Origin of the sequence: Curtobacterium sp. NPDC088465 (assembly GCF_044753165.1) — a bacterium.
GTDB lineage: Bacteria > Actinomycetota > Actinomycetes > Actinomycetales > Microbacteriaceae > Curtobacterium.
This window is the reverse complement of the sequence record NZ_JBIVMR010000002.1, coordinates 888621-912145: the sequence shown is the minus strand read 5'-3', so window position 1 is coordinate 912145 and position 23525 is coordinate 888621. Positions and strand designations below refer to the sequence as shown.

General features: G+C 71.1%; 25 protein-coding genes. 13 read left to right on the top strand and 12 right to left on the bottom strand.

Annotation, left to right across the window (positions count from 1 at the left end; all coding sequences use genetic code 11):
- Positions 1 to 32: 32 nt before the first annotated feature.
- Positions 33 to 1157: a hypothetical protein gene (locus ACIP6W_RS11615; protein WP_400429562.1), complete on the bottom strand. Its 1125-nt coding sequence runs from the start codon at positions 1155 to 1157 to the stop codon at positions 33 to 35.
- A 1031-nt stretch (positions 1158 to 2188) separates the two neighbouring features.
- Here ACIP6W_RS11615 and ACIP6W_RS11610 point away from each other — a divergent pair.
- From ACIP6W_RS11610 to ACIP6W_RS11595, 4 genes are all read left to right on the top strand, one after another.
- Positions 2189 to 2668 carry a hypothetical protein gene (locus tag ACIP6W_RS11610; RefSeq protein ID WP_400429560.1) on the top strand — a complete coding sequence of 160 codons (480 nt, stop codon included), beginning with the start codon at positions 2189 to 2191 and terminating at the stop codon, positions 2666 to 2668.
- Between the two features lie 111 nt (positions 2669 to 2779).
- Positions 2780 to 3037, top strand: coding sequence for a DUF1653 domain-containing protein (locus ACIP6W_RS11605; RefSeq protein WP_400429558.1), 258 nt, complete (start codon positions 2780 to 2782; stop codon positions 3035 to 3037).
- The gene (locus tag ACIP6W_RS11600; RefSeq protein WP_400429556.1) at positions 2983 to 3456 is read left to right on the top strand and encodes a hypothetical protein; all 474 of its coding nucleotides are present in this window, start codon (positions 2983 to 2985) and stop codon (positions 3454 to 3456) included. Before ACIP6W_RS11605 ends, ACIP6W_RS11600 begins: the two co-directional genes overlap by 55 nt.
- 32 nt (positions 3457 to 3488) lie before the next feature.
- Entirely contained in the window at positions 3489 to 6980 is a 3492-nt protein-coding gene (locus ACIP6W_RS11595) for a TM0106 family RecB-like putative nuclease (protein WP_400429553.1), read from the top strand.
- A 20-nt stretch (positions 6981 to 7000) separates the two neighbouring features.
- On the opposite strand, the gene ACIP6W_RS11590 is transcribed toward ACIP6W_RS11595, so the two are convergent.
- The 4 genes from ACIP6W_RS11590 to ACIP6W_RS11575 form a co-directional block, all read right to left on the bottom strand.
- Positions 7001 to 7771: a hypothetical protein gene (locus ACIP6W_RS11590; RefSeq protein WP_400429551.1), complete on the bottom strand. Its 771-nt coding sequence runs from the start codon at positions 7769 to 7771 to the stop codon at positions 7001 to 7003.
- Positions 7772 to 8231: 460 nt separating this feature from the next.
- Positions 8232 to 8675, bottom strand: a complete 444-nt coding sequence (locus tag ACIP6W_RS11585) for an SseB family protein (protein ID WP_400429549.1) — start codon at positions 8673 to 8675, stop codon at positions 8232 to 8234.
- 181 nt (positions 8676 to 8856) lie between these two features.
- The gene (locus ACIP6W_RS11580) at positions 8857 to 9648 is read right to left on the bottom strand and encodes an SDR family oxidoreductase (RefSeq protein ID WP_400337665.1); all 792 of its coding nucleotides are present in this window, start codon (positions 9646 to 9648) and stop codon (positions 8857 to 8859) included.
- 126 nt (positions 9649 to 9774) lie between these two features.
- Entirely contained in the window at positions 9775 to 10671 is an 897-nt protein-coding gene (locus ACIP6W_RS11575) for an HNH endonuclease family protein (RefSeq protein ID WP_400429547.1), read from the bottom strand.
- A 93-nt stretch (positions 10672 to 10764) separates the two neighbouring features.
- On the opposite strand from ACIP6W_RS11575, the gene ACIP6W_RS11570 reads away from it, so the two are divergent.
- Entirely contained in the window at positions 10765 to 11544 is a 780-nt protein-coding gene (locus ACIP6W_RS11570) for an aldo/keto reductase (RefSeq protein ID WP_400429545.1), read from the top strand.
- A 19-nt stretch (positions 11545 to 11563) separates the two neighbouring features.
- Here ACIP6W_RS11570 and ACIP6W_RS11565 read toward each other — a convergent pair whose 3' ends face one another.
- From ACIP6W_RS11565 to ACIP6W_RS11555, 3 genes are read right to left on the bottom strand one after another with little or no spacing between them, the layout of a single operon-like run.
- Positions 11564 to 11980: a type II toxin-antitoxin system VapC family toxin gene (locus ACIP6W_RS11565; protein WP_400429692.1), complete on the bottom strand. Its 417-nt coding sequence runs from the start codon at positions 11978 to 11980 to the stop codon at positions 11564 to 11566.
- Positions 11980 to 12276, bottom strand: a complete 297-nt coding sequence (locus ACIP6W_RS11560) for a hypothetical protein (protein ID WP_271826447.1) — start codon at positions 12274 to 12276, stop codon at positions 11980 to 11982. The genes ACIP6W_RS11565 and ACIP6W_RS11560 overlap by 1 nt, the downstream gene beginning before the upstream one ends.
- A gap of 55 nt (positions 12277 to 12331) precedes the next feature.
- Positions 12332 to 15652 (bottom strand): SNF2-related protein, encoded by a 3321-nt coding sequence (locus ACIP6W_RS11555; RefSeq protein ID WP_400429542.1) that lies wholly within the window; start codon positions 15650 to 15652, stop codon positions 12332 to 12334.
- Positions 15653 to 15747: 95 nt separating this feature from the next.
- Between ACIP6W_RS11555 and ACIP6W_RS11550 the strand changes: the two genes are divergently transcribed.
- The 3 genes from ACIP6W_RS11550 (at position 15748) to ACIP6W_RS11540 (ending at position 17185) form a co-directional block, all read left to right on the top strand.
- Positions 15748 to 16311 (top strand): hypothetical protein, encoded by a 564-nt coding sequence (locus ACIP6W_RS11550; protein ID WP_400429539.1) that lies wholly within the window; start codon positions 15748 to 15750, stop codon positions 16309 to 16311.
- Positions 16312 to 16375: 64 nt separating this feature from the next.
- Positions 16376 to 16825: a BLUF domain-containing protein gene (locus ACIP6W_RS11545; RefSeq protein WP_235426535.1), complete on the top strand. Its 450-nt coding sequence runs from the start codon at positions 16376 to 16378 to the stop codon at positions 16823 to 16825.
- A 72-nt stretch (positions 16826 to 16897) separates the two neighbouring features.
- A complete protein-coding gene (locus ACIP6W_RS11540) occupies positions 16898 to 17185 on the top strand; it encodes a hypothetical protein (protein WP_066653582.1) in 288 nt (95 codons plus the stop codon).
- Between the two features lie 63 nt (positions 17186 to 17248).
- Here the strand turns inward: ACIP6W_RS11540 and ACIP6W_RS11535 are convergent, their stop codons facing one another.
- Entirely contained in the window at positions 17249 to 18208 is a 960-nt protein-coding gene (locus ACIP6W_RS11535; protein WP_400429536.1) for a hypothetical protein, read from the bottom strand.
- Between the two features lie 81 nt (positions 18209 to 18289).
- On the opposite strand from ACIP6W_RS11535, the gene ACIP6W_RS11530 reads away from it, so the two are divergent.
- Complete coding sequence (locus ACIP6W_RS11530; protein ID WP_251160159.1) at positions 18290 to 18646, top strand: hypothetical protein; 357 nt, start codon at positions 18290 to 18292, stop codon at positions 18644 to 18646.
- A 64-nt stretch (positions 18647 to 18710) separates the two neighbouring features.
- Here the strand turns inward: ACIP6W_RS11530 and ACIP6W_RS11525 are convergent, their stop codons facing one another.
- Complete coding sequence (locus tag ACIP6W_RS11525; RefSeq protein ID WP_271826449.1) at positions 18711 to 20120, bottom strand: amino acid permease; 1410 nt, start codon at positions 20118 to 20120, stop codon at positions 18711 to 18713.
- A 46-nt stretch (positions 20121 to 20166) separates the two neighbouring features.
- On the opposite strand from ACIP6W_RS11525, the gene ACIP6W_RS11520 reads away from it, so the two are divergent.
- Positions 20167 to 20658, top strand: coding sequence for a DUF427 domain-containing protein (locus ACIP6W_RS11520; protein ID WP_209683183.1), 492 nt, complete (start codon positions 20167 to 20169; stop codon positions 20656 to 20658).
- Between the two features lie 76 nt (positions 20659 to 20734).
- On the opposite strand, the gene ACIP6W_RS11515 is transcribed toward ACIP6W_RS11520, so the two are convergent.
- A complete protein-coding gene (locus ACIP6W_RS11515) occupies positions 20735 to 21067 on the bottom strand; it encodes a hypothetical protein (RefSeq protein ID WP_066653595.1) in 333 nt (110 codons plus the stop codon).
- 113 nt (positions 21068 to 21180) lie between these two features.
- On the opposite strand from ACIP6W_RS11515, the gene ACIP6W_RS11510 reads away from it, so the two are divergent.
- From ACIP6W_RS11510 to ACIP6W_RS11500, 3 genes are all read left to right on the top strand, one after another.
- On the top strand, positions 21181 to 21567 hold the full coding sequence (locus tag ACIP6W_RS11510) for a hypothetical protein (protein ID WP_066653598.1): 387 nt from the start codon (positions 21181 to 21183) through the stop codon (positions 21565 to 21567).
- Complete coding sequence (locus ACIP6W_RS11505) at positions 21567 to 22094, top strand: DUF6264 family protein (RefSeq protein WP_326496248.1); 528 nt, start codon at positions 21567 to 21569, stop codon at positions 22092 to 22094. Before ACIP6W_RS11510 ends, ACIP6W_RS11505 begins: the two co-directional genes overlap by 1 nt.
- Positions 22095 to 22233: 139 nt before the next feature.
- The gene (locus ACIP6W_RS11500) at positions 22234 to 22674 is read left to right on the top strand and encodes a hypothetical protein (RefSeq protein WP_144411277.1); all 441 of its coding nucleotides are present in this window, start codon (positions 22234 to 22236) and stop codon (positions 22672 to 22674) included.
- Between the two features lie 2 nt (positions 22675 to 22676).
- Here ACIP6W_RS11500 and ACIP6W_RS11495 read toward each other — a convergent pair whose 3' ends face one another.
- Entirely contained in the window at positions 22677 to 23291 is a 615-nt protein-coding gene (locus tag ACIP6W_RS11495) for a hypothetical protein (protein ID WP_209683177.1), read from the bottom strand.
- Positions 23292 to 23525: the final 234 nt, after the last annotated feature.

Genomic DNA, 23525 nt, shown 5'->3' with positions numbered 1-23525 from the left:
CTCGGACTCAGCGGTGGTCGAGCCCGTTCCAGCTACTCGGCGGCCGCGCGTCCTCGATCGCCGTACCGTTCCCGCAGCTCATCGAGCACGGCCGTCTCAAGCTTGTGCACCGTCCCATCGATCTCTGCGGTCTTCACCGCCACGTCGATGAGGTCAGCGAGATCGCCGGTCTCGTCGTCGAGTCGCCGCCACACATCCTCGACGTCGAGATCGATCACGTTCGCGAGTTGTTCATCGGTCAGATCGTGCTGGTCGTGCAGCTGTGCAGCCAGCCTCCGCATGAAGAGCGCTTCGTCGTCGGTGATCTTGCCGTCCGCGAGCACCATCATCCACGCCACCCACAACAACGAACGGGGGTGGTCGGACTTGACCACCGATGCCACCGCAGCCTCTTCCACGCGTGCGTCGTTGCGGAAGACCGTGCGCGCATGCTTCCCGGCGACCACGGTCGAGTAGTAGTTGAGTGCGACGGACAGCGGGACGCCGACGAGCGGGATCCCGATCTTGACGACGTTCCGCTGGAGGAGGAACTTCCCGACGTAGGGCAGGCCGCGAGCCGTCGTCAGTACGCCCTTCGAGTAGAAGGTCTTGATCAGGGGTCGGACCAGGGCGGGGACCACTTTGAGGACGCCCTCGTTGACCGCTTGCGCGCTTCGGATCGTGAAGGCGACACGGATCAGCTTCCACAGGTCGTCCGGGTCGTCGATGTCGATGGGCACGCGGTAGAGCACTGCGATGTCGTAAGCGAGGTGCAGCTGGAGCCGCGCTGTGTGGGCAACGTCGACGAGCAGGGTCACACCGGCGGCGGGGAGCGTCAGAGGTGATGCGCCACCAAGCGACCCGAGTGTTGCGACCATCGCCGCCGTGTACGCGCTCGCCGAGAGACCGCCCTCGATCGCTGCATAGCGGGCCGCCATCTTGATGCGCTGGTCGACGATGGCGTCTGCGGGGACGCCCTTGTAGCGCTCCTGGAAGTACCCGGCGTCCACCTTCTTCGTGTAGGTAGCCAGAGCACTTCCCAAGAGCTTCGAGAACCAGTTCCCTGACTTGATGTCGTCGCCGGTGAGGCCCTTGACGAAGTCCTTGAGCTCCTCGCGCTCGTGCTCGACTGCGGCTCGCTCTTCGTCGGTGGCGTCGGGCTGGGTGGACTTCGTCATCGTGGTCTCCTGCTGAGGACTTCGGGTAGGGCGGGCGCCTCGGATCAATACTGACGCATGCTCGTCCTTCTCGGTAACGGATGCTCGGGACCGACGTCGCCTGAGATGGGCTGAGAGTCAGCCACCGCCACTGCGTCGAGTTGTTTCGACGACTCTCGCCCACCGGTCGAGTTCGGCCTCGACGACGGTTCCAGCGGCAGTTGCTTCTTGGTGCGATCTCGAGTCGTCGGACTCGGACCGGACCCACTGCCGTCGTCGACCTCGACGCGGCGACCCCATTGAGCTGCCGCGCCCCGGCGGGGCAGCGCGCACACGTGGGAGTCGAGAGCTGGAGGAGCGTGGCGGCGGTGCCGAAAGCCTGCCGGCTGGCGAGGTCAGTCACCGACGTGGAGGGGCGACCAGCGTCCGGAGTGACCGCGCGGCCTCGGCCGGTCCAGCTGCGGAGCAGGAAGCCGGGGACCGTCGCGAGGGCGAGGACACCGGCGACGACCGCGAGCGAGAGAGGGACGGTCGTGCGGGGAACATTCGGCGCGCGGCGACCGGTCGCGGAGTTGTTGAGCACTGCGACGTCTCGACTGCCGCTGCGCAGCGCGCAAGCGAGCGCAGACGACCTCGCACCTGTCATGACGTACTCGTAGCAAGCCCGTCACTTGATGTTGATACATCAGTTGCGGATCCTTGGCAGCTTCGCCGTATGAACAACCACACGATGATTCACGGCTTTTGGTTTCGCTTGGTCCTCAGCACGACTGCTGCTGTGACCGCGGCCGGGGTCGTCCTACCGACGTCTGCCGATCGTGCTGAGGCGGCTCCTGCTCATTCCGCCGCCACCTCCGCTGTGGAGATCTCGCCGTACCGATGGTCGTACGTGTGGCAGCGGTGGGACGGTACGACCTACTCGTCCCAAGCCACCTGTCGAGCCCGCGGGCGCGCCATCATGCGGCACTATCAAGATGTGAAGGACTTCTCCTGCCGAAAGCCGTGCGGCCGGTGGTGGCTGTACACCTACCGGAAGCAGTGGGTGTGACCACGTGGCGCTGATGCTCGCGGAGGTGTTCTTCGTCCGCCGGGCCGGCGTGTTGATCGCCGAGCCGACCGGTGGAGTCGAACGGTGGATTCCCTCTTCCGATCCGCAGTGCTGGTGGGCGCGCACCGGTCCTGATCTGGAAGTCACGGACGGAGATCAGCGGTACCTCGTGGAGATCGACGCGCCGAGCTCGTACCCGGATCACGGGAGCATCGGGAACGTGACGCGGGTGCTCGGCCGTTCGGCTGGATCGAAGGCCGACGAGCGTGCGCTGCCGTCGGACGCCGACGCCGTGTTCGACTGTCTTGATCGGGTACCGGACTCGTGGCTGCCGTACGAGGTGCGAGTCGGCGAGCGGCCGGGTCCACGGTGGGATGCCTTCGTCGGCACGTTGCTTCCGGTGCCGGAGCAGGAGCTTCACACCGTCCTGGGTGATGGATGGCACGACCTGGTGCGGGTCGAGCCGTGGCTCAGGCCGTGCTGAACGTCACGGGCCGCTGACCGTTGTGCTTGTAGAGAGTCGCCGACCTGTAACCAGCCCCTCGGGAACGCCGAGCCGATCGCACTCCGCCGCGCCAGTCACGGCGAGTACGAGGTGGTCCTCGTGGCGAAAGACGTCGACACCGAGGAGCCGATTGTGGTCTATGCGGCGCTCAACGGAGAGCGACGTCGCTGGGTCCGGTCGCTCGCCGACTTCACGGCGCACGTGACGCGCGACGGGAACGCGGGGCCGCGGTTCCTCAGGCGAGCCAACGAGCAGCCGTTAGGGTCGTTCAAACGTCGAACAAAGGGAAATCTATGGATGTCGACTGGATGGGGGCGCTGCTCGGTGCGGTCGTTGGGGCGTTTTTGACCGCTGGCCTCGGTTACGTGGCATACGTGTTCGAGCGCAACAAGGTCGAGAAGGCGGCGATCAACGAGCTGGTCAGGGAATTGAGTGAGCGCCGAGCCTTCGCGATCGCGGAGCCGCGTCTGATCCCGGGCGCAGCTGCAGGGCAATACTTCAAGCAACTCAATTCCAGTGTCCTCTTGGTGCGAGAACGCATTCGAGAGACACGCGCGAAGTTGGTTCGTCACTCGCAGGCGCAAGAGGCGCTCACGTCGATGATCCAGGCGTGCAACAGATACCTGGAGCGCAGCGCCGGTGATCCGCCCCGTTACTGGTTCCTGGCCGCCGAGCTTCGCGATGAACTCCACGCTCGTCTCAGGAAGACTGGCCTGAACGACGCTGCCGAGGTCGTTCGGCCGGGGGATCTCGCCTTTTCCGGCTGATCACGTCGCAGGCTGCCCATACGCTGCAACGCATGCAGATCACCACCGACGGGCAGGTTCTCCTCAGCCCGAGCGACCTCAGCACGTGGGCGACCTGCGAGTGGGCCTTCCTCCGTCGCCTCGACGCCAAGCTCGGCCGCGGCGGCCCCCTGCCCGACGAGCACGACGACATGCTCGAGCGCACGGCGCGCCTGGGGGACCAGCACGAGCTCGACTACCTCGACATCCTGAAGCAGACCCGCGACGTCGTCGAGTTCGACCGACCGGCACCCCCCGATTACGCAGCGGCAGCGCAACGAGCGATCAACGCGTTCCAGACCGGCGCCGACGTCCTCTACCAACCGACCTTCCACGAGCCGCCCACCCCTGCCCGCCCGGGCTTCATCGGCTTCGCCGACTTCATCCTCCGCAACGCCGAAGGCGCCTACGAGGTCTACGACACCAAGCTCGCCCGCCACGCCAAGATCAGCGCCCTGCTCCAGCTCGCGGCCTACGCCGAGCAGATGCAGGCGCACGGCATCCCCACCGGCGAGCAGGTCCACCTCGTCCTCGGCGACCGCACGACCACTACTCACGACCTCGCCGACATCGCCCCGGTGTACCGCACGCAGCGCGCCGAACTCGAGCGGGTCATCGCGGAGCGCATGCAGGAGCACGAGGAACTGCAGTGGGGCGACCCCCGGTACTCCAGCTGCGGCCGCTGCACGATCTGCCAGACCCAGGTGCAGCAGCACCGCGATCTGGTCCTCGTCGCCGGCATGCGCCTCGACCAGCGCACGAAGCTGATCCGGCAGGGAGTGCGGACGATCGACGACCTGGCGGATCGCACCGCGGCCGTGCCCGGCATGTCGCGGTCGACGCAAGAGAGGCTGGTGCGTCAGGCGCGCCTCCAGACCGAGACCGAAGCCGAGCAGCGCGATAGCGGAGCCAAGACAGGCCCGACCAAGCCCCGCTTCGAACTCCACGACCCTCGCGCCCTCGACGCCATCCCGGAGCCCGACCCGGGCGATGTCTTCTTCGACTTCGAGGGGGACCCCCTGCACACCGAGGACGGCGTGCACTGGGGCCTCGACTACCTGTTCGGCCTGGTCGACGACCGCGCCGACTTCACCGCCTTCTGGGCGCACACGATCCGCGACGAGCGCCAGGCGCTGATCGACTTCCTCGCCTTCGTCAAGGAACGCCGTGCCCAACATCCGGGCATGCACGTCTACCATTACGCCGCGTACGAGCGGACGCACCTGCTGTCCCTCGCCGCCCGGCACGGTGTGGGGGAGGACGACGTCGACGACCTGCTCCGCGCCGGCGTGCTCGTCGACCTGTACCCGATCGTCCGCAAGGCCCTTGTGGTCGGCAGCCACAGCTACTCGATCAAGAAGCTCGAGCCGCTGTACATGGGCGAGGACTTCCGCCTCAGTGACGTCACGAACGCCGCCGACAGCATCACCGCGTACGTCGAGGCGATCGAGGAACTCCGCAGCGGCGACCCCGCCACCGGCCAGCGCATGCTCGACCAGGTCGCCGACTACAACGCCTACGACTGCCGCTCCACGCTGCGGCTCCGCGACTGGCTGCTGTCGCTCCGGCTCCCGCGCACGGAGCCCGCGACCGAGGACACGGAACTCCTGCCGCCGATCCCTGTCGAGCGCGAGCCGAACCCCGTGTACACGGCACTCGCCGCGCAGATCGCGAACGTCGACCCCCTCGACCGCGACGCCGACCAGACCGCCCTGGCGCTCGCGGCCGCCGCGATCGACTACCACCGCCGCGAGGCCAAGACCTTCTGGCAGGACCACTTCGACCGCCTCCGCAACCCCGTCGACGACTGGGCCGACACCCGCGACGTCCTGGTCATCGAGCGCGCCTCCGTCGAGCGGGACTGGGACACGCTGCCGCGTGCCCGCTCGCAGTCTCGAGAGATCCGCCTGTCGGGGACGCTCGCGCCCGGCTCGCGCATCCGGCCGGGAGGCACGCCCCACCTCGTCTACGACGACCCACTCCCGCCGTCGGTCAACGCTCCGGCGCCGGGTTCGAAGGGCGCGTCGGCTCGCGCGGTCGTGCTGGAAGCGGCCGACAACGGCGACGCGTTCGAGGTCCTGGTGAAGGAGAGCCTGCCGGTCGGCGGCGGGGAGCCCCACCACGACTTCCCGGTCGCCCTCGCGCCGGCCGCCCCGCCACGGGCGAAGCCGCAGCCCGAGGCGATCGCCGAGTGGGGGCAGGAGGTCCTCGACGCCCTGCCGGAGATGCTGCCGGATCCCGCGCTCGACCTGCTCCGCCGGGTCCCACCGCGCGGTGCCCTCGCTCCAGTGGCAGGCGACGACACCGTCTCCGCGGTCGTCACGACGCTGCTCGGGCTCGACCGGTCGTACCTGGCGATCCAGGGTCCTCCCGGCACGGGCAAGACCTACGTCGGGTCGAACGTCGTCGCCCGGCTCGTCCGCGAGCACGGCTGGCGCGTCGGGGTCGTCGGCCAGTCCCACGCGACGAGCGAGAACTTCTTGTCGTCGGTGGTCCGCGCCGGTGTGCCCGCCGACCGCGTGGTGAAGGTGCCGAAGTCCGGTGCGACCGAGGACGAGCTCGAGGCCGCCGCGTGGACCCCGGTGAAGAACAACGCCGCCGTCGCGGCCTTCCTGTCGTCGTGCGCCGAGACCGGCACCGGGGGAGTCGTCGGCGGCACCGCGTGGACGTTCGCGAACGAGGGCACGATTCCGCGGCGCTCCCTCGACCTGCTCGTGGTCGACGAGGCCGGGCAGTTCTCGCTCGCCCCGACGATCGCGTCCTCGATCGCCGCGACGCGCCTGCTCCTGCTCGGCGACCCGCAGCAGCTCCCGCAGGTGTCGCAGGGGTCGCACCCCGAGCCGGTCGACCAGTCAGCGCTCGGGTGGCTGGCGGACGGCGAGCACGTGCTCCCGCCGGAGTTCGGCTACTTCCTCGCGCACACCCGCCGCATGGAGCCCGCGCTGACGGCATCGGTCTCGGGCCTGTCGTACGACGGGCAGCTGACGTCGATCGTGAGTGGTCGGCACCTCGACGACCTCGACCCCGGTGTCCACCCCGTGCCGGTCGTCCACAGCGGGAACACGACGTCGTCGGAGGAAGAGGCCGCACGGGTCGTCGAGCTCGCCCAGAACCTGATCGGCCGCCGGTGGGTCGACGGCGAGGTGACTCGGCCGTTGACGGACGAGGACGTGATCGTCGTCGCGCCCTACAACGCGCAGGGAGCGCTGATCCGCGAGGCCCTCGACCGCGCCGGACTCCGCGGGACCCAGGTCGGCACGGTCGACATGTTCCAGGGGCGCGAGGCCGTGGTGTCCATCACGTCGCTCGCGGCCTCGAGCGCGGCAGACATCCCGCGCGGGCTCGACTTCCTGCTCATGCCGAACCGGCTCAACGTGGCGCTGTCGCGGGCGCAGTGGGCGGCGTACCTCGTCTACTCGCCGGCGCTCACCACGGGCCTACCCCCGTCGATCAGCGGGTTGTCTCTGCTCTCCCGGTTCATCGAGCTGGTCGAGCCGCCCCACTGACGCCGGCAGGGCGACAACGATCAGCCGGCCTGGACGGTGCCGACCGCCGAGCTGTAGCTGGCGGTCGCGCCGAACCGCGCCCCGATGATCGTGACCGACCATGCGCTCCGATCCGGCGCGACCGAGTACAGGACCCGCGCGCCCGCCGGGATCGGCGCCAGCCCCGTTCCGTCCATCAGGGCTATCCGCGACGGGTCGCTCGCCGTCGTGAGCTCGGTCGGGTAGTTCCCGGCTCCGAACCGTCCCTCCATGGCGTACGCCAGGGTCCCAGCGCCCATGGCGACCGCGGACCGCTCGCTGTCGAAGCTCGTCGGCTCGGGAACCGCGGGCGCCTGCGGTGCAGCCGCCTCGGCCGGGACCGGAGCCGCTCCCTGCTCCGTGCTGTCGCCTGCAGCTGCCGGCTCCGGCGCTGCTTCTGCCGGCACCTGGTCCTCGGTCGCAGGAGCGGCCGGCACCGCATCGGGCGAGGACACCGCCATCGGGAAGCCGGGGTCGAACACCTGCCCCTCGTGCGATGCCGGCAGCGAGAGCACGGGCCACTGCACCCCGACGGTGGAGAGCCCGAACGCGAGCACCGCGTAGGCCATGAGGGCCGTACCGACGGTGCCGAGCATGATCGCGCCGCGGCCGAACGCGCGCGCGACGCTGCCGAAGCGGCTCCGGTCGGTCACGAGACGGCGTCCGATGACGATGGCTGTGACTCCGATGGTCGATGCGATGAACCCGCTCTGGACCCCGGCCTCCTGCGGCTCGGCGAGTGCCATGACGAGGCTGCCGAGTCCGAGGAACATCGCCAGGGTCGCCCATGCCCACGGTCGGGTGGCTCGCCGGGCGCCTCGGGGCGGCTCGGCGGTCAGGAACGCGGATCTCGGCCGTCGCGGCGGCGGCCCGGACGGTGCGTCGGCGAAGTACCCCGGAGGAGACCAGTCACGTGGTCCTGGACCGCCCAGTGGCATCGTCGTCCCCTCGTTCTTCGTTCAACGACGGTCCGAGTCTGGCTGTCGGTCGCGAGTTGAGCGATCCCCAGAACTGGGTGGGTGCCGGGTTCGACACGGGGCGTGTCGAGGGCTCCGGAGTCCACGACGGTCCCGTCCGGAAGCGGACCGCCGGACCGCGTCGCCGGCAGCGAACGTGGCGTGACGATCTCGGTTCGCGATCGCCGGGGATCGTGAACCAGGATCGTCAGCCGCAGATCGCAACCAGCAGGTCCGCCAGGCCAGTCCCCGGCGGGCCGACCTGGTCGGCAGTGGCCTAGCCCTGGGGGGAGTCGTCGGCCTCGGCGTCGGCGTCGTCGCCGGGGATCTCGCCGCGCATCTGCGCCCGGATCCCCGCGAGCACGTCGGCGTGCAGGAAGTTGGCGTCCTCGGCGCTGGTCGGGTCGACGACGATGCCGAACTCCTCGGGCACCGCGGTCACGAGCTCGGCCATGCGGACCGGGCGGGCCTCGGTGCCGGGGACGCCCTCGGTGAGTTCGGCGGGGTCGGTGAACACCGGGACGAAGGGCAGGTCGCGGATCATCACGTGGGCGATGCTCCCGCCCTCGGGGTCGCCCGCGGGCTTCCACGGCACCCACGCGGCACTGCCGAGGAACCCTTGCGCCGACGACGCCATGCGGCGCCGCAGGGCTCCGGCGGGTGACTCGGTCCTGCCGGCACCGGGGCCGAACGCCGACCCGCTCGTGTCGTTGCTGCTCATGGGGTTCCCTCCGCCGTGGTGTGCCCGGCCATGCTCCCACGTGGTGCGGGCGGAACCGAATGCGGCACCGTCACAGCCAGCTCCCCACCGGACGCGAGCGGCGTTGCGGGGGTGAGGCGTGCCTCCAGACCGACGACGGCGCCCGACCCACGAGGTGGGCCGGGCGCCGGACGGACCACGCTCAGTACTTGGCCGACTGCCCGCCGTCGATCGGGACGACCGTCGCGTTGACGTACGAGGCGTCGTCGGACAGCAGGAAGGCGACGACGGCGGCGATCTCGGGGGCCTCACCGTAGCGCTTCGTGGGGTTGACCTGGATGAACTCCTCGGCGGCCTTCCGCGGGTTCTCCGCGTCGATCTGCTTCATCGAGTTCTCGACCATCGGCGTCCAGATCGCACCGGGGGCGATGGCGTTGATGCGGATGCCGTACTGGCCGTACTCCACGGCGGAGTTGCGGGTGAGGCCGACGACACCGTGCTTGGCGGCCGCGTAGCCGGACTGGTTGCCGATGCCGCGGATGCCACCGACGCTCGCGGTGTTCACGACCATGCCCGAGCCCTGCTCGCGCATGACCCGCAGCACCTTCTCGAGCCCGAGGAACACGCCACGGAGGTTGATCGACACGACCTTGTCGAACTCGGCGGCGGTGAAGGACTCGGTGGGGTTCTGCTTGCCCTCGATGCCGGCGTTGTTGAAGAAGCCGTCGATGCGGCCGAAGCGCTCGGTGGTGGCGGTGACGTAGGCGTCGACCTGGGCCTCGTCGGAGACGTCGGCGACGGTGGTGAGCACCTGGGCGTCGGGGGTCGCCTCGAGGACGGCCTCCTTCGTGGCCTCGAGTCCCTCGCTGGAGACGTCGACGAGTGAGAGCTGCGCGCCCTCGGCGGCCAGGCGGACGGCGGTCGCGCGGCCGAGGCCGGAGCCGCCGCCGGTGATGAGGACGACGCGGTCGGTGAAGCGGGTGGTGGATGTCATGGATGGCCTCCTGCGGTCTTCGACTATGAAGGGCTCGGGTCCAGCGGTGGGTCGACGAGTCCGTTCGATGCATCTGCATCGATAGCTCTAGGCTACACCTGTCGTTTTGCTCGGTCGGTCAGTCGCTCAGCAGCGCGCGAGCACCCGCTCCATCGCGTCGCGCTCCGCGGGCGCCACCCAGAGCCGGTACGTCGTCTTCACCGTGATCTGGTGCTCGACGTAGGTGCAGCGGAACGCCGTGTCCGCGGGCAACCACGTCGCCGCGTCGCCCGAACGCTTCTGCGCGTTCGAGTGGCCGTCGACGGCGAACAGGTTCGCGGGGTCGTTCGCCAGGGCTTCGCGCTGCTCCTGCGTCAGCTGCTGTGCGCCGGTGCGCCACGCGTTCTCGAGCGCGACGACGTGGTCGATCTGCACGAGGGTCGAGGTCCGGTTCCCGCGGACGAAGTCCACCCGCTCGCCGGTGTAGGGGGAGACCAGCGTGCCGCGCAGGACCTTGCAGGGCCCCTGCCGCTCGATGTCCGTCAGGTCGCGGGCGAGCACGTCGTTCCGGGTGTCGCAGCCGTTGTGGTCGACGTCGAGCCAGGCGGTGCCGAAGCGGGCCTCGCGGTCGTAGCCCGTCGCGGCGGCCTTGCCCTTCACCGGCAGGGCAGCGAGCTCGCTGCGGGCGGTCGCGGCTGCGGTCGCGTCGGTCGGGCTGGTCGGCTCGGTCGGGCTGGGCGCCTCGGTCGCCTCGGTCGGGCTGGTCGGCTCGGTCGCGTCGACGGTCGGCCGGGAGGCGCCGCCCGCCTCGGCCCCACCGCCCGCGTCGGCCGTCGGTGCGGTGGTGATCGTCGGTGCGGCCGTCGACGAGGACGTCCCGTCCGCGGCGTCGTCGGCGTCCGCGTCGGTCACTCCGGTGGTGTGCAGCAGCCAGCCGGCGAGGGCGACGACCGCGACGAGGCCGAGCGACGTCAGCGATGCCCGAGCCCTGCGGCGCGAGGAGGTGGAACGGGCGGAACGCGGACGGCGTCGACGGGACGTCATGGGAGGCCTTCGGTGGAGCGGTGGAGCGGGCCCGGGTGGACCGTCCACGATCATCCCGTGCGGCACCGACGAACCAGGGCGTAGACACGGGGCATGACCGATCACGCGAACCCCTCCGTGCCCGTCACCGGTGGATCGATGCCGCTCCTCGGCTTCGGCACCTGGCAGATCCCCGACGCCGACGCTCCCGCCGCCGTGGGCGCTGCGCTCGAGGCCGGCTACCGCCACATCGACACCGCCACGGGCTACTCGAACCAGCGCGGCGTGGGGAAGGCGCTCGCCGACGCCGGCCTCGCCCGCGACGACGTCTTCGTCACCACGAAGCTCCCGCCGGACAACGCCGACCGGGTGCGCCAGACCATCGAGGAGAGCCTCGAGCAGCTCGGGCTCGACCACCTCGACCTGTGGCTCGTGCACTGGCCGCCGAACGGCGAGGCCCGACCCGACGTGTGGGAGCAGGTCGTCCAGGCGCAGGCCGACGGGCTGACCCGGGCGGTGGGCGTGAGCAACTACTCGCTCGCGCAGATCGACGAGCTGACCGACGCGACCGGGACGACCCCGGCCGTGAACCAGATCCGGTGGAGCCCCGCCGAGTACGACGCCGAGGTCGCCGCGGGGCTGCACGAACGCGGCGTGGTGCTCGAGGGCTACAGCCCGTTCAAGGCGAGCAACCTGCAGGACCCGACGCTCGTCGAGATCGCGGAGGCGCACGACGCCGACAGCGCGCAGGTCATCGTCGCGTGGCACGTGGCGCACGGGTTCGTCGTGATCCCGAAGTCGTCCAACCCGGAGCGCATCCGGTCGAACGCGCTCGGGGCGCACCTCGAGTTGACCACCGACGAGGTGTCGCGGATCGACGGTCTCGCCGGCTGACCCGGTCGCGACGGCGGGCTCAGGTCGGGAACGGCCAGGGCCCGCCGTCGTCGTCGGGCTCGGCGAGGTCGAGTCCCTCGGCCTGGGCGATGCGGCGGAGCTTCCGGTCGAAGGTGGCGAGCTGGCCGCGCACGGCCTGCGCCGTGACGAGGACGACCGCGTCCGGCATGCCGAGCCGGCGGCTGGCGCGCATGTCCGCCGCCCGGCGTGCGGTACGGCCCGTGACCGGGACGACCGACACGCCGAGTCGTTCGATGGTGCCGCGCTCACGGTCGGCGTGCCCACGGGACGCCGGTCGCACGAGCATCTCGGCGAGGGTCAGGGCCGAGGTGCAGAACTCGTCCCACGCGTGGTCCTCGACCAGGTCGTACGCCCGCTCGTGCAGGCCGTCGCCCTCGTCGAGCAGCGCGATCACGACGTTCGCGTCGAGGACCATCACCGTGCCGGCCGCCTCCGCCGATGCCCCTCGAACACGCTCGACCAGACGCCTCGGCTGCCGCCGAAGGAGCCGCCGAGCGTGACCTCGGCGCCGTTGCGCAGGCGGAAGGTGGACGTCGCCGTGGTGCCGTCGCGCCGGACCACTCCTGTTCGCGGCGGCGCCTGATCGGCGTGCGACTCGAGATCGGCGTGCGGCTCGACGTCCGGATCGGCCGGAGTCGGTGTCAGGAGGCCCGCGACCGGGACCTGCGGAGCGGGACGGGGCTGGGCGGAGCGGCTGGTCTCGACGAACATGCGGCGACGGTACCGACGTGGGCGTCCGGACGCGAAGGAGTTCGTATGTCGCGGCTCAGGTGAGGAGCGAGCGGATGTCCTCGGCGGTCAGGTCGTCGGCGAACAGGGCGTCGTCGTCGATCATGGTCGCGAAGAGTTCGGCCTTCTTGGCGGCGAGGGCGAGGACCTTCTCCTCGATGGTGTCCTCGGCGATGAAGCGCTGCACGTTCACGGAGCGGGTCTGCCCGATGCGGTGCGTCCGGTCGACCGCCTGGGACTCGGCGGCCGGGTTCCACCAGGGATCGAGCACGAAGACGGTGTCCGCCTCGGTCAGCGTCAGCCCGAAGCCGCCGGCCTTGAGGGAGATGAGGAACGCCGGTGCCGCGCCGGTCCGGAAGCGGTCGATGACCTGCGGGCGCTTCCGGGTCGAGCCGTCGAGGTACTCGTACCCGATGCCGCGGGCGTCGAGTGCCTCGGCGACCATGCGCAGGAACGTGGTGAACTGGCTGAAGACCAGGGCGCGGCGGCCCTCGGCGGCGAGCTGCTCGAGCTCGTCGAGCAGCAGGTCGAGCTTCGCCGAGGGGATGGGATCCGCACCGGCAGCGTCGTCGTCGTCGGCGTCGTGGTCCGTCTGCTGCACGAGTGCCGGCGACAGGGCGAGCATCCGGAGGAGGGTCAGCGACCGGAAGACGACCATCCGGTTGCGCGCCAGGTCGTCGATGAGGTCGAGGACCTTCAGGCGCTCCCGGTTGAGGGTCCGCTCGTACAGCGCGCGGTGCGCGGGGTCGAGCGTCACCCGGACGACCTGCTCCTGCTTCGGCGGCAGATCGGCGGCGACGCTCTCCTTCGTCCGGCGGAGCATGAGCGGTCGGATCCGACGCCGGAGCCGGTCGGTGAGCTCCTTGCGGGCGTCCCCGCGCAGGTCGGGGGAGCCGAGCGGCTTGACGTAGTCGTCGCCGAACCGGGACCACGACGACAGCAGCCCGGGCGCGACGACGTGGAACAGCGCCCAGAGGTCGGTCAGCCCGTTCTCGAGCGGGGTTCCCGTGACCGCGAACTTCACCGGCGCGGGCAGCTCGGCCGCGACCCGGTGCGTCTGCGACTGCGGGTTCTTCACGAACTGCGCCTCGTCGAGCACGAGCGCCGACCAGGACACCCCGGTGTACTCGGCGGCGTCGAGCCGGAGCAGTGCGTACGAGGTCACGACGACGTCGGACTCCGCCGCCGCCCGGGCGACCCGGGCGTGGTCCTTGAGCGAGGTCGCGGTGACGGCGGTCACCCGCAGGGAGGGGGTGAAGCGGGCTGCCTCGTCCGCCCAGTTGCCGACGACCGAGGTCGGCGCGACGACGAGGAACGGCGGAGCGTCGGGCTCGGACCGGCGGGCGGCGGCGATCATGGACAGCACCTGCAGGGTCTTGCCGAGGCCCATGTCGTCGGCGAGCACCCCGCCGATGCCGTGCTCCCGCAGGAACCGGAGCCAGGCGTAGCCGGCGTGCTGGTAGGGGCGGAGCTCGGCGTGCACGGTGTCCGGCACGGGGACCTCGTCCTGCGGTGCGGCGTCGAGCAGACCCGCTGCGATCCGCTGCCAGCGCTCGTCGTGCTCCGTCTCGTCGGCCAGCTGGTCGAACTCCGACCACAGTCCGGCCTGCAGCGGGGTCACCGTCAGGGCCTGGTCGGGTTCCCACTCGTCGAGCTCGCGCGCTTCCTCGATGAGTTCCTTGAGCCGGTCGAACGTCGGGTCGGCCAGCGACAGGTACGACCCGTCGATGAGCTTCATGCGGCGGTCACGCTTCGCCAGCGCCCGGAGCAGCGGGGTGAACGGGACCTGCCGTCCGTTCACGGTGACGAAGATGCCGAGGTCGAACCAGTCGTGCTTCTCGGACGGCATCGTCGTGACGCGGATGTGCGGTCGCCCGGTCAGCCGCTCGTGGTCGCCGGGCTCGCCCTGCACGACCGTCCGGACACCGAGTGCGGGCAGGGCCGGCAGGAGTTCGGTCGCGAAGACGGCGACGTCCGCACCGTCGACCGTGCCGTCCTCGAACCAGGCGAGACCGCCGCCGGGGCCGGTCGTCACGGACTCGTCGGCGGCGTGCAGCCCGCTGAGGTCGGGGAGCGGCCCGTGCAGCGTGACCGGGTCCTTCCGTCCGTCGACGTGCCACCGCCACTGCAGGTGCAGGCGGTCGTCGGTCCGGGGTGCCCGGGCGGGTTCGAACGTCGCCGTCAGGACGAGCTCGGGCGGTGTCCGCTCGGGGAGTTCGACCGAGCCGTCGGAGCTGACGAGACCGAGCGCGCCGCGGAGCCGCGGCGACCAGTCGGCCAGGAACTCGTCGACGGCATCGGACGGCACGGTGATGCGCGCGCCCTCGACGAGCATGCGGCGCTGGTCCTCGGGGACCGGAACCGGGGTCGGGGCGAGGGTGACGTGGAACTCGGGGCTCTCGCGGAAGGCGTAGACACCGTGGTCGCCGATCGTGCGCGCCGAGCCGTCGGGTACCGGGCGCCCGTCGACGACCGCACTCGCACCGATGACGAGCGCGCCGTCGTGCCGGGCCGCGTCGAGGAGCACGCGCCCGTCGCCGCCGAGGACCGCGCCGCCCTCGCGCTTGCCCGTCACGAAGGCGATCCCGAGTCCGGCTGCCTGCCGGAGCAGCGGCCAGAGCAGGGGGCTGCCGAAGTCGTCGAGGTGCACCCAGTCGCTCTCGCCGGGGAGCCCCGCGAGCTGCCCGGCGCGGTGCAGCGCGGAGAACTGCAGGAACCAGGCGTGCTGTTCGGGCGCGATGCCGAGCCGGTTCATCGAGTAGGGGAGCGTGCCCCAGGTGAGCTGCCCGCGGACCCAGTTGCCGGCGGCGCTGCGGGTCACCGGGCGGACGCCGAGCCGCACGCTGCGGGCACGGGACGGCAGCGCCCGGCCGGCGGCGCGCGCACGGGAGGCTAGTGCGGCGGGGACCGCGTCGCGCAACTCGAACTGCAGACCCGTGGGGGTGCCCTGCGGGGCGACCGCCCGGTCGTCGTCACCGGCGAGGCGGGCGAGGTCGAGCCTCCAGTCCGGGGCAGGCGGTGGGGCGAGGGGAGCCGCTGCTCGGGGTTCGGCGGCGAGGGCACGCGCGTTGATGGTGAGGAGCGCGGCGGCGACGTGCTTGCAGTCGCCGCCGAGGGGGCAGGAACACGTGCTGCGGACGGGGCGGACGAACTCGCCGCGGGCGACGGTGGTCTCGACGCGGAGCTCGTAGGGGTCGTCGGCGGAGCCGGAGACGGTCGCGGTGACCGTGCCGTCGTCGTCGTGCCAGGTGGCGTCCTCGACCAGGCCCGCGCGGACCACGTCGCGCGCGCGGCCGAAGGTCTGCGGCCCGACGAACCGGATGACGTCGACGGCGTCGATCATCGGGGCGGCGGGCACGGGTCCATCGTGCCAGGCGCCACCGACCTTCGCTGCTGGCCCTCCGCTGCTAGCGTGGGCGGGCGCCGGACGGCGCGCGACACGAGGGGGATCGCATGGGGAACGCATTGCGCGGCGCAGTCGTGGTGGCAGGGGCGGTGGCGACGGTGGTCGCCCTGTCGGGGTGCAGTGTGCTCGGGGCGGGGACACGGACGGCCGAGGCGCCGGCTCCGAGCGCGAGCGCGACGACGGCGGCGACGCCCGGCACGGCGTCGTGTGACCTGGCCTCCGGGACCGGTTCGGTGTCGATCGAGGAGACCGCGGACGCCTACCGCGTCGAGTGGTCCGGCGTGCCGACGGACGATGACGGGGCGCGGCAGGAGTACCAGGTGCAGCTCGGCACCGCCTCGCAGGACGACCACATCACGATGTACATCGAGTTCGACAGCATCACCGGGGCGACCACCTACGGATGGTTCGACCCGGACACCCTCGACGTCGATCCGGTGCCCGGTGACCCGGACACGTCGGCCGGCACCGTGGTCGGTGTCTTTCCGAAGCAGCGGGACATCGACGCTTCGTACTGGTCGCCGTCGTGGTCGAAGACCACCACCGAGGACTCGGACACGACGTACTGCACCGAGGACGGTCAGGTCCTCGACTGGACGCCGCTCGACTGACGTGACTTGTCCGCGTCCCGTTCTGGGGGCGTCGCTGACAGCGGCTCAGGTGCAGGATCGATGCGTGCTGCAGTCACTGGTGTACATGAGTTCCGCCACCGAGCCCTTCGACGAGGGTGACCTCGAGGCGGTGCTCGACCACGCCCGGACGCGGAACACCGCCGACGGACTGACCGGCATGCTCGTGCACCGCGGCGGGCGCTTCATGCAGCTGCTCGAGGGGCCGTACGACGCGGTGATGGCGACGTACGCGCGCATCGTCGCGGACGAGCGGCACGACGACGTCCGGCTGCTCGTCGAGGAGTCCATCCACACGCGACGGTTCCCGGAGTGGTCGATGGCGTACGACCGCGAGACGGACGGTGTCGAGGTGCCCGAGGGCTTCAGCACCTTCCTCGATCGCGGAGACGACAGCGCCGACCAGAGCCGCCCCCGCGAGCTGCTGCGGTGGTTCCGCAACCACCCGATGGCGGACCCGACGGCGGCGAAGGGCAAGCACCGGCGCGACGCCTGACGCCCTGCCGCCGTCGCGCTCGGAGACCCGGATCGATCGGGTCATACTGGTTCGGTGACGACACTGCGAGGCATGATCCGCTCGACCGAGACGCGCGAGGCCGAGGGCTACGCGGACTCCGTCGTGGCGGCCAAGGAGGCAGCCGTCGCCGCACTCGACCTGGACGGGTTCGCGCTGCTGCAGACGAACGCGGTCGAGAGCAAGGCGACGGGGGAGACCACGATCAAGGCGACCGCGCGGTCGACCGCGACGCGGGAGCACGAGGCGTCGGGGCCGAACTACGTGGCGGCGCTGGCGGCGTACCGGAACACGGTGCCGGAGGGGTGGCAGGCGCAGCACGTGTGGGTGGTGGCGGAGTAGCGCGTCCGGCGCCCTCGTTCGTTCCTGCTCGTCCTGCTCCTCCTGCTCGTTCTTGCTCGTTCCTCAGCCGGTGGGCGCGCCCGTCACGGGTTCGTCGACCCTGTAGACCGTCGGCTCCGGGACGGGCACGGAAGCGTGCTGCCGGAGCCAGAAGCCGCCACCGCCCACGGTGAGCCGGTAGGGGCCGGGGGCCCGGTCGTACCGTCGTGCGACGGCGTCCCGGTTGTCGGCGAAGATGCCCCGGGAGAGGGTGAGGTGCCCGCAGTCCGTCGTCTCGAGCGACACGGCCGGGTGCGAGGACCCCACACCCTTCAACGAGCGGTTGGACACGGTGACGGCTCGCGCCGACGTGATCGTGCAGGTCACCTGCTCCTGGTGCGCGTCGTCGTAGGCGATCATGACGGGCAGCCCCGGGAACGCCGACAGCGTCGTGAGGAAGAAGGCCACGGAGAACAGCGTGAAGAGCACGTTGCGCACCCGTCTGGGCTCCCGGTCGACGGTGAGCTTGTCGAAGAAGCTCGTGAACGCCGTCCACGGTTCGGTGGCGTTCTGTTCGAGCCAGTGGACGAGGACGTCGTGGTTGTGGCGGAACCGGTCCGTGGAGAAGCCTCGACCACGCGCGGTCCTGCCGCGGATCGTGGTGTTGCCCGGTCCCGAGGCGCTGAACCCGACGAGTTCGCCGGGCGAGATCGTCACGGTCCGCCGCATGTGCGGTACCACCTCGAGCCGATCGGGGAACACACGGATGCGGTTCCGGATGCTCCCGACGCTCAGGTACAGGCCGAGGACGCCGGCGACGAGCACCAGGCCGCTCGTCCACAGCTGGGTGAACCAGGCACTTCCGAACACCAGGCGGGTCGAGGCCAGCCAGACCCCGAGCGCGAGGACGCCCGCGCACAGTGCTGTCCACGCGACCGGCGCGATGACGCCGCCGCGGACCGTGACCGGGCGCGCCCCGACGACGGCCCGTGCCGCTTCCCCCACCACGGGTCGACCATATACGTCGAGGAGCAAGGACGACACGGATGCTCAGGACGGGTGCTTCGCAGAAGCGACGTCCTGCCGAGGTGACAACACGGCCGAGGAACGCCCAGGATGACCGTCGTGAGCACATCCGAGACGATCGACGAGCCGTTCGCGAACGAGTTCGTGGCGGCTGTCCGTGCCCGCTTTCACGACAGCGGACTCCTGCGTAACGGCACGGAGTGGGTCGCCGGTGGCGTGCAGCCGCCGGACGCGGCGGTCATCCTCTACCGGGACCGGCCCGGCGGACCGGTACTCGGTCGGCGCTACCTCCTGCGGGAGTACTCGGCCCTCTTCGGCGGTGCGACGGCGCAGTGGCTGGCGACGGAGGCGTGGGTGTCCGACATCACGGCCCCGTCGGGGGACGGAGAGCGGAAGGACGTCGACTGGGCGGACGGACTCGTGCGGGAGCCGGGGGACGTCCGCTGGCTCGACTAGGACGGGCGGTACGCGTGCTCTCCTGACGGGAGGACGCGCACCGTCGCCCTCGGGGTGAGGAGCCTCAGCGCTGCTCTGCGGCCAGCTTGCTGTGCTTCCGCGAGTACCCGAAGTACACCCCGAGCCCGATCGCGAACCAGATCGCGAACCGCACCCAGGTCTCCCACTGCAGGAACGTCACGAGCCACAGCGACGCGACGACCCCGATGATCGGCACGACGGGCATGAACGGGAGCCGGAACTGCCGGTCGAGGTCGGGCCGCCGGTAGCGCAGCACGATCACCGCCGAGCAGACGACGACGAACGCGAGCAGGATCCCGATGTTCGTCAGCTCCGCGACGACGCCGATCGGCAGCAGCCCCGCGAGCACCGCCGATGCGATGCCGAGGATCCACGTCACCCGGGTCGGCACGTGCCGCTTCGGGTCGGTCTTCGCGAACCACTTCGGCATGAGTCCGTCGCGGCTCATCGAGAACCAGACGCGCGAGGCCCCGAGCATGAAGGTGACCAGCACGGTCACGATGCCGACGATGGCCCCGATCGCGATGACGTTGGCGACCCCGCCGAGCCCGACCGATGCGAACGCCGACGAGAAGCCCGAGGCGGGATCGATGTCGGTGTACTTCTGCATGCCGGTGAGCACGAGCGTCGCCAGGACGTAGAGCACCATCGCGATGCCGAGCGACAGCAGGATCGCCTTCGGCATGTGCTTCCGCGCGTCGGTGGACTCCTCGGCGGCGGTGGACATCGCGTCGTAGCCGAACACGGCGAAGAACACCGTGGCGGCGCCGGTCATCACGCCGCCGAAGCCGAACGGGAAGTACGGCGAGTAGTTCGCGCTGTTGATGTGGAACACCCCGAGCACGACGATGAGCACGACGAGGGCGACCTTGATCGCGACGGCCACGAGCTCGAAGCGCGCGGCACTCCGGATGCCCCGGGTCAGCACGAACGCGGTGAGCAGGCAGAGGACGATCGCGAACACGTCCACGACGTGGCCGTCACCGGTCCCGGGCGCGCCGAGCATCCACGCGGGCAGCTCGATGCCGAACTGGCCGACGAGGAACCCGACGTAGCCCGAGATGCCGATCGCGACGACGGCGACGATCGCGGTGTACTCGAGCAGCAGGTCCCAGCCGATGAACCACCCGACGACCTCGCCGAGCACGGCGTACCCGTACGTGTAGGCGCTGCCGGCCTTCGGGATCATCCCGGCGAACTCGGCGTACGACAGCGCGGCGGCGGCACTGGCGACACCGGCGATCAGGAAGCTGATGAGGACGGCGGGGCCGGCGACGCCGTTCGCGACGGTGCCGGCGAGGGTGAAGATGCCCGCGCCGATGATGCCGCCGATGCCGATGGCCGTGAGCTGCCAGAGGCCGAGGTGCCGTTTCAGGCCGCCCTCGCCCTCGGGGTCGTCGTCGATCGTGTCGATGGGCTTCCGCCGGAAGATCCCCTGTGTCGTCGTCGTCACGCGCCCACTCTGCTCCTTCTGCGGCGGCGGTGGTAGACCCGGTTGCATGCAACGTGCTGCTCGTGTCGAACCCGGTCCCGGCCAGGAGTCCGTCTGGGACTACCCGCGTCCTCCCGCCGTCGAGGCGGTCCCCGACCGCGTCGTCGTGCGGCTCGGCGGGACGATCGTGGTCGACACGACCGACGCCGTCCGGGTGCTCGAGACCTCGCACCCGCCGGTGTACTACGTCCCGATGGCGGGGCTCGAGCTGCGTCCGGCGCAGGGGTCGAGCATGTGCGAGTTCAAGGGGCGTGCGCGCTACTTCGACGTGGTCGGCGGGGACGGCGTCGTCGCGCCCCGGGCGGCGTGGAACTACCCGACGCCGGAGCCCGGGTACGAGGACCTCCGCGACCGGGTGGCGATCTACCCGTCGGCGATGGACTCCTGCGAGGTCGGCGGCGAGGTCGTGCAGGCGCAGGAGGGCGACTTCTACGGCGGGTGGATCACCTCGCGGGTGGTCGGACCCTTCAAGGGCGGGCCGGGCACGCTCGGCTGGTGACCGCCCGCCCGGTGGCGGCGACGGGGCGGAGGTCCGCCGCGCCTCCAGGCCGTCGACCGGTGGTGGATGACCGCGGTCAGCGGCGCGCGTAGGGCGACCAGAACGGCGGCGGGAAGCCTCCGTCGGTCGCGAAGGTGAGCAGCTGCCAGGCCGTCATCACCAGGCCGAGGCCACCGAGCACCATCCCGATCCACGCCCAGACGCGCACGGCGCGACGTCGACCGGCGATCCGGACCGCGCGGACGCCGCAGAGCACGCAGACGATGCCGAACACGGCCTCGAGGAGCACGTGCCGCGCCATGTCGGCGGCGGGCACGATGATGCCCATCCAAAGCGAGAGGGGAGCGAGCAGCACGGCGACGGTCGCCAGGACGGCGGGCGGTTCGTGGTCGCGAGCGACGGCTGCCATGGGTCCGAACGTACCGACCCGTGGCCCGGTGCGCTCGCCTCCGGGGACGGCCGGTCCGCGCATCACCGCGCGACGCGCCGGACGGACACTGCGCGAGCGAGCACGATGACGGCATGCGTTCCTTCGTCCGTGTCCTCCTCGGTGCTGCGCTCGTCTTCGCGGGCACCAGCCACCTCACCTTCGCCCGTCGTGACTTCCGCGCCCAGGTGCCGGACTTCGTGCCGCTCGACACGGACACGACCGTGCTGGCCTCCGGTGTGGCGGAGATCGGGCTCGGCAGCGCGCTGCTCTTCACGCCGCGCAGCCGCCGGAAGACCGTCGGCACGGTCGCGGCCCTGTTCTTCACGGTGATCTTCCCGGGCAACCTGTCGCAGTGGGTGAACCGCCGCGACGCGTTCGGCCTCGACTCCGACGAGAAGCGCGTCGCCCGTCTGTTCGGGCAGCCGCTGCTCATCTGGGCGGCGCTCTGGTCGACCCGCGGGTCCGGTACGGGGCGCTGATGGCTGTCCCGGCGGCGTCGCAGGACCCGGACGTGTCGTCCGGGTCCGTCGGCGTGGCCGGGTCGGACGGGGCGGCTGCTGGGGTCGGGTCGGACGGGGCGGTCGCGTCGGCTGCAGGGGTCGGGTCGGACGGGGCGGTTGCGTCGGCTGCCGCGGTCGGCCGGGAGGCACGGCTCGCCGCCGGCACGCACCGCCGCGTCGCGGACGTGGTCGCCACGGTGTTGCTGCTCGTCCTGCTGGCCGTCGAGTCGGTGGCCGTCGGTGGCGGCATCGTCTTCCTGTCGATGGCGTTCCACTCGTGTGCGGCGCCGGGGAACACCTGCGACGCCGGGCTCGGCGGCGGGGTGGTGACCGTCGGTCCGGTGCTCGTCGTGCTGGTGCTCGTCGGGACGGTCGTCGGCTGCGTCCTGCGGCTCGTCAGGCGACGGCTCGCGTGGCCCCTGGTGCTGGTCGGCATCGCCGCGCAGGTCGTCGTGTTCTTCGCTGCCCTGCTGCTCGTCGACTCCGCCGTGCAGCACGGGTTCTGACGCTCGTCCTGCCGGGCTCCTGCCGGGGATCTGCCGGGCTCCTGTCGGTCGTCCTGCACAGGGTGTGATCTCGGCATCGTCGTCCACAGATCGTCGGTCGACGCTGCTGCCCGCCGGGCTCGGGCCGCAGGCTCGGAGCATGTCAGGAACCGAAGTGCTCGACCAGCTGTTCACCACGTCCGCCCGGACCGACGCCGACGTCGTCGCCCTCGTCTCCGGGGTCGTCGGGCCCCCGATCCGGCGGCAGTGCTGGGTGCTCTTCCTCGACGAACGGGCGCTGCCGATCCCGTTCCTGCTGCCCGTGTCGGACCTGCCGCTGCAGCCGGACGAGCACGTCGAGGACTTCGCCACGCTGGTCGCGGAGGTCTGCGTCGACAACGCTGCGTCCGAGGTCGTGCTCGCGTGGGAACGGCCGGGTGAGACGCAGCTGTTCCCGGTCGACTGGGAGTGGATCGACGCCTGCGCGTGCGCCTTCGCCGAGCGTGCGGTGCGACTGCGGGGGCAGGTCGTCGTGAACGCCACGGGGGCGTCGATGGTCGAGCTCCACGACGCCGAGGAGCTCGGGCCGGTGCTGCGGTGACCTCAGCCCTGGGGAGCGGTGTCCGGCACCGACTGCCCCGTGAGACCCTCGACGACGGCCTTCGCCTCCGGCCAGAACTTCGCGTAGTGGTCCGGGTCCGCGTTGATCTGCACCGCGTGCGCCATCTGGGTCGGGGTCATCGTCTTCCACCCCGGCGTCTTCACGAGCTTCGCGTAGAACATCGTCGCCGCCGTGTACGGGTCCATCCGCTGCTCGTACGTGCCCCACGCGCCGTTGTCGCGCTGCTGGAAGAGCCCGCGGCTGTCCGGTCCTGCGGCGTCCCCGTGGTCGAGGTTCACCAGGCTCGACTCGCCGATCGCGGTCATCACGCCGACGGCCTGGGTGTGCGGGCCGATGCCGAGCGCCTGGGCGGCCTCGATCACGTACGCGGCGTTCACCAGGCGGTCCTGGCAGAAGCCGGCGACCGGGCCTGCGGGCACCACGATGCCGCCGATCGTGCGCGAGGCGACGTCGGGACAGGCGGGCGCCGCGGTCACGGACTTCGCTGCGCCGGTCAGCGAGTGCACCGCGATGACGACGACGACCACCACGCCGATGACGGCCGCGACCACGCCTGCCCCGAACACCGAGGCGATGGTGATGCCGGCGCGGCGCATGTCGGGGTCCTTCCGGGCGGGCGGTCCGTCGCGAGTACCGGACGGTCGGGTGCAGGGCACGACGAGCGTACGGGCGTCGGCTGGGAACCGCAGCCGCCCGATCGGGGGTGTCGGCGGCCCCGTGCTCCCGGTCGGTCTTGTCGGCGGCGCCCATCTCCGGTCAGTCGCGTCGGCGGCCGGATCGGAACGCAGCCGACAGCGAGAGCAGGACGATCGTCCCGATGGAGATCGCGA